The following is an 18,125-nucleotide window of genomic DNA, read 5'->3' on the forward strand; positions in this document are numbered from 1 at the left end:
AAGTAACAAATATGCAAACTATTTCAGATCTCAAAAAAGAAATCTCTTTTGATGATTTTAAAGCAGAAATTCTAAATGATTATAGAATAGCTGTTACCAGTCGTGAATGTAGCTTGCTTGGTCGCCGTGAGGTCTTAACAGGAAAAGCAAAGTTTGGAATTTTTGGAGATGGCAAAGAAGTACCTCAACTAGCAATGGCTAAAGTGTTTCAGAATGGTGACTTCCGTTCAGGGTACTATAGAGATCAGACCTTTATGATGGCTATTGGAGAATTTACCATTGAGCAATTTTTTTCAGGATTGTATGCCAATACAGATTTAAAAATTGAGCCTATGTCTGCAGGCAGACAAATGGGTGGTCATTTTACAACTCATAGTTTGGATGAAAACGGGAATTGGAATGATCTAACTATAATAAAAAATTCAAGTTCAGACATATCTCCAACAGCTGGTCAAATGCCGCGACTTTTAGGGTTGGCCCAAGCGTCAAAAATTTATAGGAATGTTAAAGGTATTGATTCAACTAAATTTTCTATTGAAGGTAATGAGGTGGCTTGGGGAACTATTGGAAATGCTAGTACAAGTGAAGGTTTGTTCTTTGAAACTTTTAATGCTGCAGGTGTGCTTCAAGTGCCAATGGTAATTAGTGTTTGGGATGATGAATATGGAATTTCTGTTCATGCGAAGCATCAAACAACCAAAGAGAATATATCTGAAATTTTAAAAGGTTTCCAACGTAACGAAAATGAAAAAGGATATGAGATATTCACAGTCAATGGATGGGATTATCCTGCATTAATAGATACTTATTTAAGAGCTTCTCAAATTGCAAGAGTTGAACATGTACCTGTATTAATTCATGTAAAAGAATTAACTCAACCTCAAGGACATTCTACATCAGGATCACATGAAAGATATAAACCTGTTGAACGTTTAAACTGGGAATCAGAACATGATTGCAATATCAAAATGCGAGAATGGATTATTGCAAACAATATTGCAACAAACGAAGAATTATCCGCTCTGGAAAATACAATAAAAAAAGAGGTTAGAGATGGCAAAAAAGCATCTTGGGAATTGTTTTTAAAACCAATTAAAAAAGAGCAAAAAAAGGTTGTTTCTATATTAAATGAATTATCTCAAAAAAGTAGTAATGGGGCATTTATAAAAAAAATTCAGGATCAGCTAACAGCTATTCATGAACCAATAGTCAAAGATGTACTTTCAGCCGCGCGAAAGGTACTTCGCTATGTTATTAATGATGATTGTGTAGAAAAAGAGCAACTAGTTAATTGGATAAATTCTTATTCAAAAGAGATGCAACCAAAATTTAGTTCTCATTTATATAGTGAGTCCGAAAGTTCTGCAATCAATATTTCAGAAGTAAAGCCTAGTTATGATAAAGACGAACTAGTAGATGGTCGAATCATAATTAGGGATAATTTCGATTATATTTTTAATAAATATCCTGAGGCTCTTGTTTTTGGAGAAGATTCTGGAAATATTGGTGACGTTAATCAAGGTTTGGAAGGTTTACAAAACAAATATGGTGAATTGAGAGTCGCAGATACCGGTATTCGTGAAGCTACTATAATAGGTCAAGGCATTGGTATGGCAATGCGCGGTTTAAGACCAATTGCAGAAATACAATATTTAGATTACCTTCTTTACGCATTACCTACAATTAGCGATGATTTAGCTACACTTCATTACAGAACCAAAGGAAGACAAAAAGCTCCTTTAATAATTAGAACACGTGGGCACCGATTAGAAGGCATATGGCATTCAGGATCACAACTAGGAGGTATTTTAAATTTAGTACGTGGAATCCATGTCCTTGTCCCGAGAAATATGACCAAAGCTGCTGGATTTTATAATACACTTTTAGAAGGAGACGAACCAGCTCTTGTTGTAGAATGCCTTAATGGTTATAGACTAAAAGAAAAAAAACCAAGCAATTTTGGTGAATTTAAAACACCAATTGGACAAGTAGAAATTTTAAAAACCGGTAACGATATCACTTTAGTATCTTACGGGTCCACGCTTCGTTTGGTGCGGCAAGTTGCAAAAGAACTTTTAGAAGTTGGTATTGATGCAGAAGTTATTGATGTTCAATCTCTTTTACCTTTCGATATTAACCATGACATCGTAAAAAGTATTGAAAAAACAAATAGGTTATTGATTATTGATGAAGATGTTCCAGGTGGAGCATCGGCATTTGTGCTCAATGAAATTTTAAATACCCAAAATGCCTATCAATTTTTAGATAGTCAACCAAAAACTATAACGGCCAAAGCACATAGACCAGCCTATGGAACAGATGGAGATTATTTCTCAAAGCCATCTGCCGAAGATATTTTTGAAACTATTTATGATATATTCCATGAAATAAATCCAATGAATTTTCCAAAACTACGTTAATCGATTAAATTGTTAATACGTCAATATTTCTTTTTTAGGTTCTTTTTTATACTTAATTTTATTTTTTAGACTAATTCATTAAAGTATTGGACTTTAGATTCATCAATCAGAAAGCATTGTTAATTGCTTTCCTGTTTATTTTTTGTTATGGATTCTCCCAAAAAGAATCTGCTAATTGGTATTTTGGTAGTTTTGCTGGTTTAGACTTTAATTCTGGAACTCCAGTGCCACATGTTGATGGTAGACTGGAAACACATGAAGGTTGTGCCACTATTTCTGATGCCAACGGAAATTTGTTATTTTATACAGATGGAGTAACAGTTTGGGATAGACGACATAATATTATGCCTAATGGCACAGGTTTACTTGGTCATAGTTCCAGTACTGCATCTGCAATTATAATTCCAAAACCAGGTACAACTACCTCATATTATATTTTTACAGTAGACAAACCAAGTTATTATTTAACGGAAGGTTTACCCGTAGATGGCGTTAATTATTCGGAAGTTGATATGGCATTAAATTCTGGCTATGGCGATATTGTAAGTGCGATGAAAAACAAACATCTAATAACTTATAATACTAGTGATTCTTTTCAAAGTGAATATAAATGTTCAGAAAAAATTACTGCTGTCAATTCAAATGATGGTAGCTCTATTTGGGTAATCACGCAATTTATGAATAAGTTTTATTCATTTAGGGTTGATGCCAATGGAGTTAACGAAACTCCAATTGTTTCCACAGTACAGCAAACCGTTAGACCATTATTTAATGCAGATAGAGCAAATGTAACTGCCATAGGATATTTGAAAGTTTCTCCCGATGGCAAAAAAATTGCAATAGCTCATAGTTCAACTTCATTGGGAAGTCCTAGAAGTGGTACCAAAAAGTCAGGTAAAATATTACTTTATGATTTTAATAATTCTACTGGTGCTGTGAGTAATCAACAATCAATTTTAGATGGCTGGTATCCCTATGGTTTAGAGTTTTCACCGAATTCTAAATTGTTATATGCGACAGTAAACTATTTTGACGATGACGATACATTTAATCACAGCCATTTATTTCAGTATAATTTAGAAAGCTCCAATATTGAAAACTCTCAAGTTGATATTAGCAGTTCAGATAATGTTGCTGGTGCTCTACAATTAGCCATGAATGGTAAAATATACAGAGCTGGATACAGAACAGGATCTATTGGACTGGAACTATCCGTGATTAATAAACCAAATGAGTTAGGAACTTCCTGTGCTTACTCACATAACAGTGTTAATTTAGCTGGGCAGGCCGCTGCTTTAGGCTTACCTCCTTTTGTGCAATCAATATTCTTATACACTTTTGATTATGAAAATATTTGTCTTGGTGACCAAACGAGATTCATTATTACTTCAGATGATCCTTACGATACCGTTCTTTGGGATTTTGGTGATGGTCAGACCTCTACGTTAGAAGAACCAACGCATGTTTTCACGCAACCCGGAGTACATACAGTTAGTATGACCTTATATTTAAATGGTATAGAACGTGGTCCTTTCTTAAAACAACTTATTATTTCAGAACCTCCTCAAGTTTTGCAAACTACATTTGATCTTATACAATGTGATGAAATTGATAATGACCCAAATGATGGAAGGGCTCCTTTCAATCTTCAATTGGCAAATGCTCCTTTAACATTCAATACATCCGAAGCTATTCAAGTTTATTATTATCATAGCATAACAGATGCCCAAAATGATATAGATAATACCAATGCAATAAATAATGTATATACCAATCAGACTCAAGGCGAAATTTTACATGCCAAAATTTACAAAGCCAATACCGCTTGTTATAGTATGGCTACCATCAGACTCAATACTACCCAAGCTGTTGATTTGAATGCTACCACTTTAGGTGCTTGTGATCCAGATGAAGATGGTTTTGCAGATTTTGATTTAGAATCCAAAGGTTTAGAAATAGCGTCATCACTTAATTTACCATCAAATGTCACTATTTCATTTTTTGAAACTGAAAATGATGCAGCAATTGGCAGAAATGTACTTCCTAATATTTATGGCTCCAATAATAGAGTATTGTACGTGCGAGCAGAAAGTGATAACGCATGTTACGGAACTGGCACCTTAAATTTAGATGTAAGGTCATTTCCTCAATTACAAGATCAGGTTATTGATGTGTGTCTTTCTGATTTTCCCATAACTATCGAATCAGGTATAGGTATTAGTCAATCGAGCAATTATAATTTTGAATGGAATACTGGTGAGATCAACGATCAAATTGTTGTTAGTCAGGCTGGTCAGTATGACGTAAGAGTTATAGATCCTCTACTAAATTGTGAAGATACGGTCTCAATTACAGTAAATCAGAATAATATTCCTGTGGTTCAGGATATTTCAATAAATGATTACAACGTGACCGTACAACTAGCAGATAATAGCGAAGGGTTTGAATATGCTCTTGACGACCAATTTGGATTTTATCAGGATAGCAATGTGTTTATCAATGTGCCTGCAGGAACTCATACTGTTTTTGTAAAAGATGTGTACAATTGTAATATTATTTCTGAAGAAATCTATGTACTTGGATTTCCAAAATACTTTACTCCAAATGATGATGGCACACACGATACTTGGAATGTTTTAGGGTTGGATCCTTCAGAATTTCAATATCAAACTGTAACCGTTCAAATTTTTGACCGTTATGGTAAGTTGCTCAAAACTTTTAACCCGTATCGTTCTAAAGGTTGGAACGGAAAGTATAATGGCAAACTGCTTACACCAGACGACTATTGGTACTATCTCGTTTTACCAGATGGAAGAAAGTATAGAGGGCATTTTTCTTTAAAAGTTTAGTTAACCACTTTATATATCCTCCTTAATGAAAGCTGTATCTGTTATAGCCATAAAAAAAGAGTTAGAGCATCTTTCTTCAGAAGTTCTTATTACATTATGTCTTCGATTATCAAAATTTAAAAAAGAAAACAAAGAACTTCTCACCTATTTGTTATTCGAAGCTCACGACGAAACTGGCTACATAGCACTGGTAAAAGAAGAAGTTGATGAACAATTCGAACTTATTAATACAAACAGCTATTTCTATATTAAGAAGAGTGTACGCAAAATTTTAAGGAATATAAAAAAGTATGCGCGTTACTCGCTAAAAAAAGAAACCGAAATAGAACTACTACTCTATTTTTGCCAGAAACTTAAAGGCTTTACGCCTTCTATATATAATAATGTTTCGCTTACTAATATTTACAAAAGACAAATTCTTTTGATACAAAAAATAGTATCTACACTACATGAAGATTTACAGTACGATTACCATTTAGAGTTGGAAGCTTTATAAAATTTAGTATTACGCTTATCGTTTGGTGTATGGTTTCGTTGCGTTGAGCACTAAGTTAGCAAAAAGAATGAAACACATTGTTCAGTAGCAAGGAATTTCCGAGAGGAAATTCAGACGCAATGAACTATACACTTTGTTAGCTGTAGTTTTGTTGCACAATTAGTTAACAAATTATTTCTAATCATCCTATAAATCCTCTTGCGAGAAGATAAATAATACCACCTATTTTATTTTTTTAGCCTCTCTAATGGCCAAGTAAAAACCTAAGCCAAAAAGAAGAGTTATTAGCCCTGCGAAATATGGTATTAGATCAATCATTTTTTGAATTATTAATTAGTTTTAGATAAATTCCAAATGCTAATATTGAAGGAACCCATAGTCCAATAAAAGTTCCGTCTGCTTTTTCTCCTTGAAAATAGAGAACTTCGGCAAATATCAACGATAATATAGCAGCAATAAATAGCAGTTTGTCTGTGGTTGTAAATTTTTTAAGCATGGTTTTTTATTTTTACTTTCGCATAAAATACTCATTTCATTTCACATTTTTATTGTTATGCAAGTTTTTTTTGCTTGTTAGTGTCGTTATAATTAATCGTTTTATTACGGAACTCAAATTAGGTTTTAAACACGTGCTGTGAAAGTATTACCAACTGCAACTCTTGATGGTCGGTTAATTTATTGACGCCAAAAAGATATAAGTATTTAGCCCCATATAAAACAAAGCCGCAAAGAAATCCAAATGCTATCTTTTAATTTATTCTCACTATAAGGCCAGATAACAAGTAATGCAAGACCGAAAGATGAAATCGTTAAAATTGGATTAAATTTAAGCCCTACTAATAAACCTAAAGCTCCAATAATTTCTAATAAAACGGTTGTTAATACTATTTTTTCTAAACCAAACCGTTTAAACTAGTTTTTCATATTGGGTGCATTAAAATAGGAAAAAGCATAAGTCAAAAAGGACAAACTTGATATTAAAGTGTATATTGTAATTAATACCATGCTAATTTATTAAAATGATGAATATGCTATAAAACTACTTAGGACCAGAAGAATTAGCGATGGTAAATGTTTAATAAATGGATTACTTATTTTGAAATGAAAATATTGAGCACCTATCATTAATAGACCCATAAGAATAGATGGAATAAGAACTAGTGAGGGATACCAAATACCTACAACAAGCAATGTCGCTAAAGATATTTTTGTTGCTCCTACAATATTTCGTGTTAAGTCACTTAGTCCAAATTGTTCGAATTCTTTTAAGACATTATGAAACCTAAAAGTCCAAACATATACAACAGATATTGCAACAATAATTTGTGATAAATTTATTAAATTTTCCATTTTATTTTATTTAGTTTTTCCTACTCATGTGGCTTTTCGGAATTCGCCCCGTTTTTAAATAGGCTTCTGGTCTCACTTTTTAGTTACGTTGTATAATTACAGCTAACGATATAATATGTATCGTTTTAATGATTTATATCAGCCGATAAGCGAAGTTAGTTTTTTAAAAATTGTTAATCAAGGTGTAACTATTAGAAACAAAAAATACTTTTCAACAAAGAGTTAGCAAATCAATTCATAATCTTAACTAGCAATTCTTTTAGTAAATCTCCTTGAGGTACGGCATTAGCACCTACGCCTTTGCCTTTTACATCAAACTCTCTTAACGAGGACACTATGCCACTTACTTTTTTCATTGGGAAATTACGTGCTGCTGTGATATACTCATTTACAAAATAAGGGTTGATCTTTAATGCAGAAGATACATTACGTGGCGACTTATCTTTCAACCCATGAAAATGCAATATCTGTGAGAAAAAATTAAACAGCAATGCAATGGTCACCACCATTGGATTGTCTTTTGGGTTCTGCCCAAAATAGTTTACAATCCTAAACGCTTTGACCATGTCTTTTTCTCCAATGGCTTTCCGTAATTCAAAATTGTTGTAATCCTTACTAATACCTATGTTTTCTTCTATATGTTTTGGTGTTATTTGAGTACCTTTTGGTAAAACAATCTGAAGTTTTTCCAGCTCATTGTTTATTTTGCTTAAATCTGTACCTAAAAACTCAATAAGCATTTGCGAGGCTTTTGGAGTAATGGTATAATCTTTTGGCGACAAGACTCTCCTTATCCAGTCTGGTACTTGGTTTTCGTAAAGTTTTTTACTTTCAAAAACGACACTGTTCTTCTTTAAAGTCTTAAAGAGAGATTTACGTTTATCTAATTTTTTATATTTATAATTAATGACTAACAGCGTCGTGAGTTGTGGGTTTTGCAAATAAGCCTCCAAGTTTTCAATGGTTCTTGATAGGTCTTGTGCTTCTTTAACTATAATAACCTGATAATCTGCCATCATTGGATAGCGTTTGGCATTACTAACAATATCATCAATACTTACGTCACGCCCATAAAGCACCATTTGGTTAAAGCTTTTTTGGTCTTCGGGTAAAACATGTTCTTCTATAAAATCTGAAATCTTATCAATGTAATAAGGCTCTTCTCCCATTAAGAAATAAACAGGCTTAAAAATCCCGTTCTTTATATCGTTTACTAAAGCTTTAACTTCTTCCATTAAAAAAAATTCACCAAATTTGTGTTGTGCAAAAACTTAATTTTTCACCATACAACTTTAGACTCAAAAGTAGCAAAAATAAACGGCTTATCTTTGATGATATTCGTAAAAAATTCGTGGTTTTACAACCTGAAGAATGGGTAAGACAACACTGTTTACAGTTTTTGATTCAAGCCAAAAAATATCCAAAATCTTTAATCAATGTAGAGAAAGAGTTACTGGTCAATGGTCTAAAAAAGCGTTATGATATTGTTGTATACAATTCTGATGGAAGCATTCGTTTAGTTGTAGAGTGTAAAGCGCCACACATTTCAATACATCAAGATACTTTTGATCAGATCGCAAGGTATAATTTAGCCTTAAAAGCCAATTATTTAATGATCACCAATGGATTAAATCATTATTATTGCATCATGGATTATGAACATGAACGTTACCAATTTTTAAAAGAACTCCCAGAATATAAGTAATGAAAATAGCTATTGTTATACTGAATTGGAACGGAAAAAAATTGCTTCAGCAATTTTTACCAACTGTTGTACAGTATTCTAAAGAAGCTGATATTTATATTGCTGACAATGCTTCAACAGATGACTCTATTGAATATTTAAAAACTACTTTTCCTGGTGTAAATATCATTCAAAACAAAGAGAACTTTGGTTTTGCCAAAGGATATAATGAGGCCTTAAAGCAGGTAGAAGCAGATGTGTTTTGTTTATTGAATAATGATGTAGAAGTGGCTTCAAATTGGTTAGATTCAATTCCTAAAATCTTTAATTACGATACTAACACGGTAGCCGTTCAACCTAAAATTTTAGATTTTAATAACAAAGATTATTTTGAATATGCCGGTGCAGCTGGCGGTTTTATAGACAAATATGGATTTCCATATTGCAGAGGAAGAATTTTTACCAGTATAGAAAAAGACAAAGGTCAATTTGATGACAATTCTAAAATTTTTTGGGGATCTGGTGCTTGTTTGTTTGTTAAAAGAGACATTTTTAATAGGCTTAATGGTTTTGATGAAGCCTTTTTTGCGCACATGGAAGAAATTGACCTTTGCTGGCGCATCAATAATTTAGGTTATGACATAAAATTTGCATACCAATCTGTTGTATATCATGTTGGTGGAGCAACTTTAGATAAGTCTAGCTCAAAGAAAACCTATCTCAATTTTAGAAATAGTTTATACGGATTAACCAAAAATGCCAATGGTAATATCTTCTTAATTTTAATAACAAGATTGTTTTTAGATGGTATTGCTACTATAAAATTTTTTCTAGATTTTCATGGTCTCCATGCATTTGCAATACTAAAATCACATTTTAGTTTTTACATGCATTTACCGAGACTTTTAATACAAAGAAAATCAATTAAAAATAAAAGGAACTATTATCATAAAACATCTATTGTATGGTCTTTTTTTATTAATCATATTAAAGAATATAATCGTTTATAAGTCTCTTAGTAAAAGTTTTGTTAAAATTTAGATTAGTATCAAATTTTGCATAATTTTGAGCAGTTTTATTTTGACAAAAAAGTAAATAATTAACAAATAAAAATTAATCCAAATTCATAATGAAAAAACTCATTTTATTTAGTGTAACAATGATGTTAATGTTAAGTGCCTGTGTATCTAAAAAAGAATACGCTGCGCTTGAAGCCAAACAAAAAGAAACTCAAGATTTACTTAACACTGCAACGGTTAAGCTTAATTCCTGTCTAGAAGAAAGAGCATCAGCAACTGCAAGGGCAAAAGCATTAGCTGAACAATTAGAAGATTTTAGAAAGACAAATCAAGATTTAATTCAAAGCAATAAAGATTTAACTATGTTAACTTCTAAAGGAGCTTCTAACGTAGAAAAAACACTTGAAAGTTTGAAAGAGAAAGATTTAAAAATTTCTCGTTTGCAAGATGCAATCACCAAAAAAGACAGCGTTATGCTGGCTTTAGTAACAAGCTTGAAAAAAGAAGTTGGTATAAACGACCCAGATATTGAAGTCAATGTTGAAAAAGGCGTTGTATTTATTTCTATTGCTGATAAATTACTATTTAAAAGTGGAAGCTATATTGTAAATGAGAGAGCAAAAGAAGTATTAGCTAAAGTAGCTAAAGTTGTTAAAAGCAAACCAAATTTTGAATGTATGGTTGAAGCTCACACAGATCCAGTACCATATAACAAACCTCCTTTAGTCGACAACTGGGATTTAAGTGTTAAACGTTCTACTTCTGTTGTTAGAGTTTTAGAAGATTTAGGTGTTGCTTCTGGAAAACTTATTGCTGCTGGTCGTTCGCAATATGTTCCTATTGCATCGAATGATACTGCAGAAGGTAAAGCTGCAAACAGACGTACTAGAATAGTTATTTTACCAAAAATTGACGAGTTCTACGATATGATAGAACAAGAAATGAAAAATCTTTCTGCCGGAAATTAAATGAAGTAACCTATTTATAAAAAAAAGCTCAATCGAAAGATTGGGCTTTTTTTATATTAAAATAATACCTAATTTATTGACCAAATGTAAAGAGAACATGAGTACCAATAGAAGACATTTTTTAAAAAAAGCATCTTTGGTTAGTGCTGGATTATCTTTAACACCAACCATTCTGACAGCATGCCAAGAGTCTACAAAACAAGAAATTAATAGTAGACCTGTAGAGGCAAAATACATGGGCGGTTTTTCAGCCGAAAAACTTGAAACTGTTAGATGTGCATTCATTGGTGTTGGTGCCCGTGGTTCTAGTCACATCGAACAAATTTCTAATATCGCAGACACAGAAGTAGTGGCAATTTGCGACCTATACGAAGATTTAGCAAAAAGATCATATGATAAATGTAAATCTATAGGGAAAGGTACTCGGCATAAAGACATTGCAATTTATACCAATGGAGATAACGACTGGAAAAAAATGCTTAAGGACATTAAACCAGATATTGTTATTATAAGTACACCTTGGGAATTGCATGCATCTATGGCAATTGAAACAATGAAACATGGCTCACACGCCTTTGTCGAAGTTCCTCTTGCATTAACCCTGGATGAAATTTGGGAAATAATAAACACTTCTGAAACTACGCAAAAGCATTGTATGATGATGGAGAACGTAAATTATGGTAGAGAAGAATTACTCTATCTAAATATGTGCAGGCAAGGTGTAATTGGAGAGTTGCTTCATGCTGAAGCAGCTTATATTCATGAATTAAGATTCCAAATGAATGAGAATAATCGAGGTACAGGCTCTTGGAGGACATATCATTACTCAAATCGTAATGGTAATTTATATCCTACACATGGACTAGGTCCTGTATCCCAATACATGAATTTAGCTAGAACTGATGATAATTTTAAATTTATTAACTCATTTTCGTCCCCAAGTATAGGTAGAAAATTGTATGCCAATAAAAACTTTCCTGATGATCATAAATGGAATCAAATAGAATTTATGAGCGGAGACATAAATACATCTATTATTAAGACCGAATTAGGACGAACAATTATGGTTCAATGGGACGAAACTAGTCCAAGACCTTATTCTAGACATAATTTAATACAAGGTACTTCTGGAACTTTGGCAGGATTTCCAACTCGGGTTGCTTTAGAAGGAGGTATTGAAGGTGCTTCAGAAAACCATCACTCTTGGGTAATGGGTGAACAATTGGCAAAAATATTTGAAAAGTATGAACATCCGCTATATAAAAGAATGGGCTTAATCTCTAAAAAAATGGGTGGACATGGAGGTATGGATTTCCTAATGCTCTATCGCATTATTGAATGCTTGAAGCAAGGCGAGCCTTTGGATCAAAATGTATATGAAGGTTGTTTTTGGAGTGCCGTATCACCTTTAAGTGAAATTTCTGTAGCTCAAAACGGTACTCCTCAAGAATTTCCTGATTTTACTCGCGGTGACTGGGAAACAACACTACCTTTAGATATTATAACTTAACTCCTATCAAAAAATTTCGATCGTTCCTTTACCTTCTCTAATAATTAAAGGTTCATCTTCAGATAAATCAATTACCGTTGATGGCTGATTATCACCATAGCCTCCATCTATAACTAAATCTACCTGCTTTTTCCATTTTTCATAGATGAGTTCTGGATCTGTTGTATATTCAACAATTTCATCTTCATCTCTAATGGACGTTGAAATAATAGGATTGCCCAATTGCCTTACAATCTCTAAAGTAATTGCATTATCTGGTATTCTAATACCTACCGTTCTTTTCTTTTTAAAAATACTTGGCAAGCTTCTAGCTCCCGGTAAAATAAAGGTGTACGGTCCAGGTAATGCTCTCTTTAAAATTCTAAAAGTTCTGGAATCAATTTGTTTAACATAATCACTTAAGTTGCTTAAGTCTGAACATATAAACGAAAAATTAGCATTGTTTACTTTCACACCTTTTATCCTGGCCATCAACTCTACGCCTCTAGTATTATTGATATCACAGGCTAATCCATATATCGTATCTGTTGGAAAAATAATGAGTCCTCCTTTACGAAGAACCTTTACCACTTTATCAATAGCTTTAGGATTCGGATTATCTCTATAGATTTTAATAAATTCTGCCATAAAAAAGAAGGATCATTAAAATGGTGTTAAATAATTTCGAAAGTTAACATATTATGTAACATTTTTAGTGATTTATAGTCATAATAATATGTACAAAACGTTTTCTTGCATACTATTCTTTCTTCTAACCAATATCATTGTTCATGCTGATGACGATTCAATTGTGTTTTCTGAAGCAGAAGTTTTAAGCGAGTTTACTACTCGAATTCCTTTTAAAATAATCGATCATTTAATTGTCGTTGAAGCAGAATTACTTAACAAAAAAGGAAACTTCATTATAGATACTGGTTCTGAATCATTGATTTTAAATAAAGTACATTTCGATTTTAATGAGTTATTAGGCAAAAAAAATAACACGACTTCTGGCATATTAAGTACTATTGATAATCCTTTAGAAAGGAAGCTTAAAGACTTTGTGATTCATAGTTTAAGTCTTTCCAATGTAAAATCTGATGTCATTGACCTTTCACATATTGAAACTGCCAAAAAAATGAATCTTTTAGGTATTATAGGGTTTAATATATTAAAAGATTATGAAGTCTTTATTGATCTATACTTGAATCAAATCACACTGTCAAAAATTGACAAACTTGGTAACAAAATTGATGAAAAGGTCTATTTAGAAAAAATAATAGATAGTATAGATTTTATCTTAAAAAATCATAGCATTATACTAAAAGGTCAAGTGCACAATCAATCTGTTAAATTTGCTTTGGATAGCGGAGCAGAATACAATCAAATCAACAAAAGCGTAAATAAAAAAGTCTTAAAATTTTTTAAACCAAAAAAACGATTAATTTTATCTGGTGCAAGTGACCATAACATTGAAGTTTTGGCAGGAAAGTTGCATAGAGTTAAATTGAGTGAAACAATATACTTTGGTCCAATGCATACTGTTTTAACCAATTTACGAAAAATGAACGAAGCTTTCGGAACAGAAGTAGATGGTGTTCTTGGCTACGAGTTTTTTCAGCAAAAGAGAACTATAATAAATTATAAAAAGGAAAAATTATATTTTATAGATTATCCTTTAGGCAGCTATTGAAAAAAATAATAACATATACTACATGTTTAATTATTGTTCTTTTAACTTTTACCTTAAATGCTCAAAAAAAAGAAGTTAAAGGGTACACAATACAAGGAGACTCTGTTGTCTTCACTTTTGATATAAGGGACTATAAATTTTTTACTGATGAATATTCAAGTGAAAGGTTAGAGTTTGATGACCTCAATTTAAAAAGCGTTGCTGTTTCTGGTGAGTTCAACCTTTGGTCAAGAGATAAATGGAAAATGAAACAAGTTGACCAATTTACGTATCAGCTTACCAAAAAAATATCAGATTTTTCAGATGCCTTTTCTTGGGAATTTAAGTTTGTAATCAATGAGAAATTTTGGGCAGAGCCAACCAAAAATGCAAGTAACATTGCTCCAGCCAAAGACGTAAAAGGAGAAAACCTTTATGTTTATAATTTAAAAATGTTTTCTGCTTATCCAGATGAAAATGGTAATGCTTGTTTCAAATTAAGAGGTTTTGAAAACGCAAAAAAAGTAATCTTAAGCGGAACATTCAATAGGTGGAGTGAAAACCAATTTATGATGCATAAAACCGAAAATGGTTGGGAAGTTACTTTGCATTTAAGACCAGGTGAGTATGAATACCGATTTATAATAGATGGTCATTGGATTGAAGACCCTGACAACCCTTCTAAAAGGGAAAATGAATTTGATGAATATAACTCATTGATTAGCATAGAAGTTCCTGTGACATTTCATTTAAATGGTTATTTAAATGCCAATAAAGTAATTTTAGCTGGCTCATTTAACGATTGGTCTGAAAGCGACTATATTATGACTAAAGTTGATAATGGCTGGACTTTTACTACAGATTTATCTGGAGGGAAACATCATTATAAATATATTATTGATGGCAACTGGATAGTAGATCCTGACAATAAAATTCAGGAATATGATGGCGAAGGTAACATCAATTCTGTTCTAATGGTCAAATAACTATTTTATGAAGAATATAATATTTGCAATTTTATCTATAATAGCAATATTAAGTTTTAATTCTTGTGTAAAAAATAACGAGAATAATACCGTTTTAACTCCTTTAGACTTTTATCAAGAATTAAATATTTCTTACGCAAGCGATTCGGAACAGGTGTTTGATTTGTATCTTCCAGCAAATAGAACTAATGAAACCAAAGTAATGGTATTGGTTCATGGTGGTGGTTGGGTTTCAGGAGATAAAAACGACATGAATCCTTTTAAGGATTATTTATTAACACAATTTCCTGATATTGCTCTTGTTAATATGAATTACAGATTAGCAAACCAAACTACGCCTCCTTATCCTATGCAAATTAATGATATAAGTAATGTCGTGCTGTATTTGAAAGACCGAATGGATGAATATACTATTTCAGATCGCATAGGGTTTATTGGAACCAGTGCTGGTGCTCATCTATCATTATTATGGAGTTATGCCTTTGATTCTCAAGATCAAGTTAATATGGTTTGTGGCATAGTTGGCCCAACAAATTTTACAGACCCAGCGTATTTAGAAAACACAAATCCAGATTTACAAGAACTTCTAGATTTGTATGATCAAGCTACCTTGTCATTTTTAGAAGAGGTTAGCCCTTACCATCAAGTTACATCAATTGCTCCTCCAACTATTTTATTTTATGGAGGCATAGATCCGTTAGTCCCTATTACTCAAGGTACGGCTATGCGCGATAAATTATCTGAACTTGGTGTAATTTATGAGTTTACTTTGTATCCAAACGAAGGTCATGGTTGGGTCGGTATAAACCTACTAGATACAACCGCAAAATTACATGCTTTTATTAATAACTACTTTTAATCTTGATGACATACTAACTCAATATTTCCAACTTTGCAAAACGTAGTAAAAGTTTTTTAACTCCACCATTCTCAAAATCAATCTCTGCTTTTATATCTGCACCTTTTCCTTCAATTTTAAGCACTTCTCCTTTACCGAATCTAATGTGCTTAACGACATTCCCAACAACTAGTTTACTATCGAACAAATTAGTATTTCCATTGGTTTGAGATAAAGGTTTTAAATTTTTTGGTGTATTAATTACTTTTTTTGGCACTTCAGTTTTCTTGCGAATCGTTTTTGCTGGTTTATACCTGATTTTATTTGGCTCAACGTCTCCAAAAATGTTAGCATCAAGCATAGGATTAAATCGTCTTTCTTCTATAGGTGTGAGAATTTCAAGATACTCATCGTCTATTTCTTCAATAAATCTACTTGGATCAGAATCTATTAATTTTCCCCAACGATAACGAGACAAGGCATAAGTTAAATACGCTTGTTTTTCAGCTCTAGTAAGTGCTACGTAAAACAATCTTCTCTCCTCTTCCAACTCGCTTCTCGTATTCATACTCATAGCACTTGGAAACAAATCTTCTTCCAGTCCAACAATATACACGTAAGGAAATTCTAATCCTTTAGCTAAATGTATGGTCATAAGTGATACTCTATCAATATCTCCTTTTTCATTATCTAAATCGGTTGCAAGTGCAACATCTTCTAAAAATTCGGTTAAAGAACCTGTTGCATCAGCCAATTCTTTTTGCTCTTCAACAAAGTCCTTCATTCCATTTAAAAGCTCCTCAATATTCTCCATTCTGGCAATACCTTCTGGTGTGCCATCTTTATTAAATTCCTTAAGTATTCCTGTAACTTTCGTCACATGTTCAGCAAGCTCGAACGCATTTGCAGATTTGTTCATGACCTGAAAGCTTTCAATCATTGTTGTAAAATCCTGAAGCTTATTTCGTGTACCTGAATTAAGATTGATCTCTACCTTATTTAAATTCTGAAGTATTTCGAAAATAGATCGATCATAACCGTTTGCAGCAACTATCAATCTGTCTATTGTAGTTTGCCCGATACCTCTTGGTGGAAAATTGATAATTCGTTTTAAAGCTTCCTCATCTGCAGGATTGATGACCAAACGCAAGTAAGACAACACATCTTTAATTTCTTTACGCTGATAGAAGGATAAACCTCCAAATATTCTATAAGGTATATCGCGTTTACGCAATGCATCTTCAATAGCTCTGGATTGTGCATTAGTTCTATACAAAACAGCAAAATCTTTGTTATGCATTTGATTTTGCATCTTATTTTCAAAAATTGAACTTGCTACAAAACGACCTTCGTCACCATCGGTCATCAAACGATTGACCTTTATCTTTGCTCCTTCTTCATTAGCTGTCCAAACAACTTTATCCAATTTGGTTTGGTTTTTATCAATAATAGAATTGGCCGCATTGACAATGTTTTTTGTTGAACGATAATTCTGTTCTAATCTGAACACTTTTACATCGTCATAATCACGCTGAAAATTTAGAATATTATTAATATTAGCACCTCTAAAAGCATAAATACTTTGAGCATCATCTCCAACAACACATATATTCTGAAAACGGTCTGACAATGCTCTAACAATTAAGTACTGTGAATGGTTGGTATCTTGATACTCATCTACTAAAATATATCTAAATCTATCTTGGTATTTCGCCAAAACATCGGGAAAACGAGTGAGAAGCTCATTGGTCTTTAACAATAAATCATCAAAATCCATTGCACCAGCTTTAAAACATCTATCCACATATTCCTTATAAATATCGCCCAAACGAGGTCTTCGAGCCATGGCGTCTGCTTCTATCAGCTCTGGATTTTGAAAATAGGCTTTTACGGTAATCAAACTATTTTTATAAGATGAAATCCTGGAATAAATCTGCTTATACTTATATACATCTTTATCCAATTTCAATTCTTTAATAATCGAAGAAATTAAACGCTGTGAGTCTTGGGTATCATAAATGGTGAAATTGCTTGGATAACCTAATCTATCAGCTTCATAACGAAGAATTCTGGCAAATACAGAGTGAAAGGTTCCCATCCATAAGTTTTTAGCTTCACTTTCACCAACAATGGTTGCTATTCTACTTTTCATTTCACGAGCAGCCTTATTGGTAAATGTAAGGGCCAAAATATTGAAAGGGTCGACACCTTGATGCATTAAGTAAGCTATTCTATACGTTAGTACCCTTGTCTTACCAGATCCAGCTCCAGCAATAACAATCATAGCGCCATCTTTTTGCAAAGTTGGTGCCAATTGTGCCTCATTTAACTGTTTTAAAAACGTCTCCAAACTT

15 protein-coding genes are annotated in these 18,125 nt (G+C 32.6%); 10 read left to right on the forward strand and 5 right to left on the reverse strand.

Features of this window, described 5'->3' with window-relative positions; translation table 11 throughout:
* Window positions 1–11 precede the first annotated feature (11 nt).
* The 3 genes from AAFP94_RS11795 (at window position 12) to AAFP94_RS11805 (ending at window position 5,765) form a co-directional block, all read left to right on the forward strand.
* Window positions 12–2,420, forward strand: coding sequence for an alpha-ketoacid dehydrogenase subunit alpha/beta (locus AAFP94_RS11795; protein WP_316662940.1), 2,409 nt, complete (start codon window positions 12–14; stop codon window positions 2,418–2,420).
* Between the two features lie 86 nt (window positions 2,421–2,506).
* Window positions 2,507–5,269: a T9SS type B sorting domain-containing protein gene (locus AAFP94_RS11800; protein WP_316662941.1), complete on the forward strand. Its 2,763-nt coding sequence runs from the start codon at window positions 2,507–2,509 to the stop codon at window positions 5,267–5,269.
* Window positions 5,270–5,294: 25 nt separating this feature from the next.
* Window positions 5,295–5,765: a hypothetical protein gene (locus tag AAFP94_RS11805; RefSeq protein ID WP_316662942.1), complete on the forward strand. Its 471-nt coding sequence runs from the start codon at window positions 5,295–5,297 to the stop codon at window positions 5,763–5,765.
* A gap of 310 nt (window positions 5,766–6,075) precedes the next feature.
* On the opposite strand, the gene AAFP94_RS11810 is transcribed toward AAFP94_RS11805, so the two are convergent.
* From AAFP94_RS11810 to holA, 3 genes are all read right to left on the reverse strand, one after another.
* Window positions 6,076–6,261 carry a hypothetical protein gene (locus AAFP94_RS11810; RefSeq protein ID WP_316662943.1) on the reverse strand — a complete coding sequence of 62 codons (186 nt, stop codon included), beginning with the start codon at window positions 6,259–6,261 and terminating at the stop codon, window positions 6,076–6,078.
* 518 nt (window positions 6,262–6,779) lie between these two features.
* On the reverse strand, window positions 6,780–7,115 hold the full coding sequence (locus AAFP94_RS11815; RefSeq protein ID WP_316662944.1) for a DoxX family protein: 336 nt from the start codon (window positions 7,113–7,115) through the stop codon (window positions 6,780–6,782).
* A gap of 230 nt (window positions 7,116–7,345) precedes the next feature.
* Entirely contained in the window at window positions 7,346–8,350 is a 1,005-nt protein-coding gene (holA, locus tag AAFP94_RS11820) for a DNA polymerase III subunit delta (protein ID WP_316662945.1), read from the reverse strand.
* 26 nt (window positions 8,351–8,376) lie between these two features.
* Here holA and AAFP94_RS11825 point away from each other — a divergent pair, with 26 nt between their 5' ends.
* The 4 genes from AAFP94_RS11825 to AAFP94_RS11840 all read left to right on the forward strand — a co-directional run bounded on the left by AAFP94_RS11825 (window position 8,377) and on the right by AAFP94_RS11840 (window position 12,296).
* The gene (locus AAFP94_RS11825) at window positions 8,377–8,820 is read left to right on the forward strand and encodes a type I restriction enzyme HsdR N-terminal domain-containing protein (protein ID WP_316662946.1); all 444 of its coding nucleotides are present in this window, start codon (window positions 8,377–8,379) and stop codon (window positions 8,818–8,820) included.
* Window positions 8,820–9,809 carry a glycosyltransferase family 2 protein gene (locus AAFP94_RS11830; RefSeq protein ID WP_316662947.1) on the forward strand — a complete coding sequence of 330 codons (990 nt, stop codon included), beginning with the start codon at window positions 8,820–8,822 and terminating at the stop codon, window positions 9,807–9,809. The genes AAFP94_RS11825 and AAFP94_RS11830 overlap by 1 nt, the downstream gene beginning before the upstream one ends.
* Before the next feature lie 119 nt (window positions 9,810–9,928).
* A complete protein-coding gene (locus tag AAFP94_RS11835) occupies window positions 9,929–10,786 on the forward strand; it encodes an OmpA family protein (protein ID WP_316662948.1) in 858 nt (285 codons plus the stop codon).
* Window positions 10,787–10,883: 97 nt separating this feature from the next.
* Window positions 10,884–12,296, forward strand: coding sequence for a Gfo/Idh/MocA family protein (locus tag AAFP94_RS11840; RefSeq protein WP_316662949.1), 1,413 nt, complete (start codon window positions 10,884–10,886; stop codon window positions 12,294–12,296).
* Window positions 12,297–12,302: 6 nt separating this feature from the next.
* Here AAFP94_RS11840 and AAFP94_RS11845 read toward each other — a convergent pair whose 3' ends face one another.
* Window positions 12,303–12,923 carry an L-threonylcarbamoyladenylate synthase gene (locus AAFP94_RS11845; protein WP_316662950.1) on the reverse strand — a complete coding sequence of 207 codons (621 nt, stop codon included), beginning with the start codon at window positions 12,921–12,923 and terminating at the stop codon, window positions 12,303–12,305.
* Window positions 12,924–13,011: 88 nt separating this feature from the next.
* Here AAFP94_RS11845 and AAFP94_RS11850 point away from each other — a divergent pair, with 88 nt between their 5' ends.
* The 3 genes from AAFP94_RS11850 to AAFP94_RS11860 are packed head-to-tail and all read left to right on the forward strand — an operon-like array spanning window position 13,012 to window position 15,792.
* A complete protein-coding gene (locus tag AAFP94_RS11850; RefSeq protein WP_316662951.1) occupies window positions 13,012–13,968 on the forward strand; it encodes a pepsin/retropepsin-like aspartic protease family protein in 957 nt (318 codons plus the stop codon).
* Entirely contained in the window at window positions 13,965–14,933 is a 969-nt protein-coding gene (locus AAFP94_RS11855) for a glycogen-binding domain-containing protein (RefSeq protein ID WP_316662952.1), read from the forward strand. Before AAFP94_RS11850 ends, AAFP94_RS11855 begins: the two co-directional genes overlap by 4 nt.
* A 7-nt stretch (window positions 14,934–14,940) precedes the next feature.
* Window positions 14,941–15,792: an alpha/beta hydrolase gene (locus tag AAFP94_RS11860; RefSeq protein WP_316662953.1), complete on the forward strand. Its 852-nt coding sequence runs from the start codon at window positions 14,941–14,943 to the stop codon at window positions 15,790–15,792.
* Window positions 15,793–15,805: 13 nt separating this feature from the next.
* Here the strand turns inward: AAFP94_RS11860 and AAFP94_RS11865 are convergent, their stop codons facing one another.
* Window positions 15,806–18,121 (reverse strand): ATP-dependent helicase, encoded by a 2,316-nt coding sequence (locus AAFP94_RS11865; protein ID WP_316662954.1) that lies wholly within the window; start codon window positions 18,119–18,121, stop codon window positions 15,806–15,808.
* Window positions 18,122–18,125 lie beyond the last annotated feature (4 nt).

The sequence above is a fragment of the Gilvirhabdus luticola genome, from assembly GCF_040117515.1.
Lineage (GTDB): Bacteria > Bacteroidota > Bacteroidia > Flavobacteriales > Flavobacteriaceae > Gilvirhabdus > Gilvirhabdus luticola.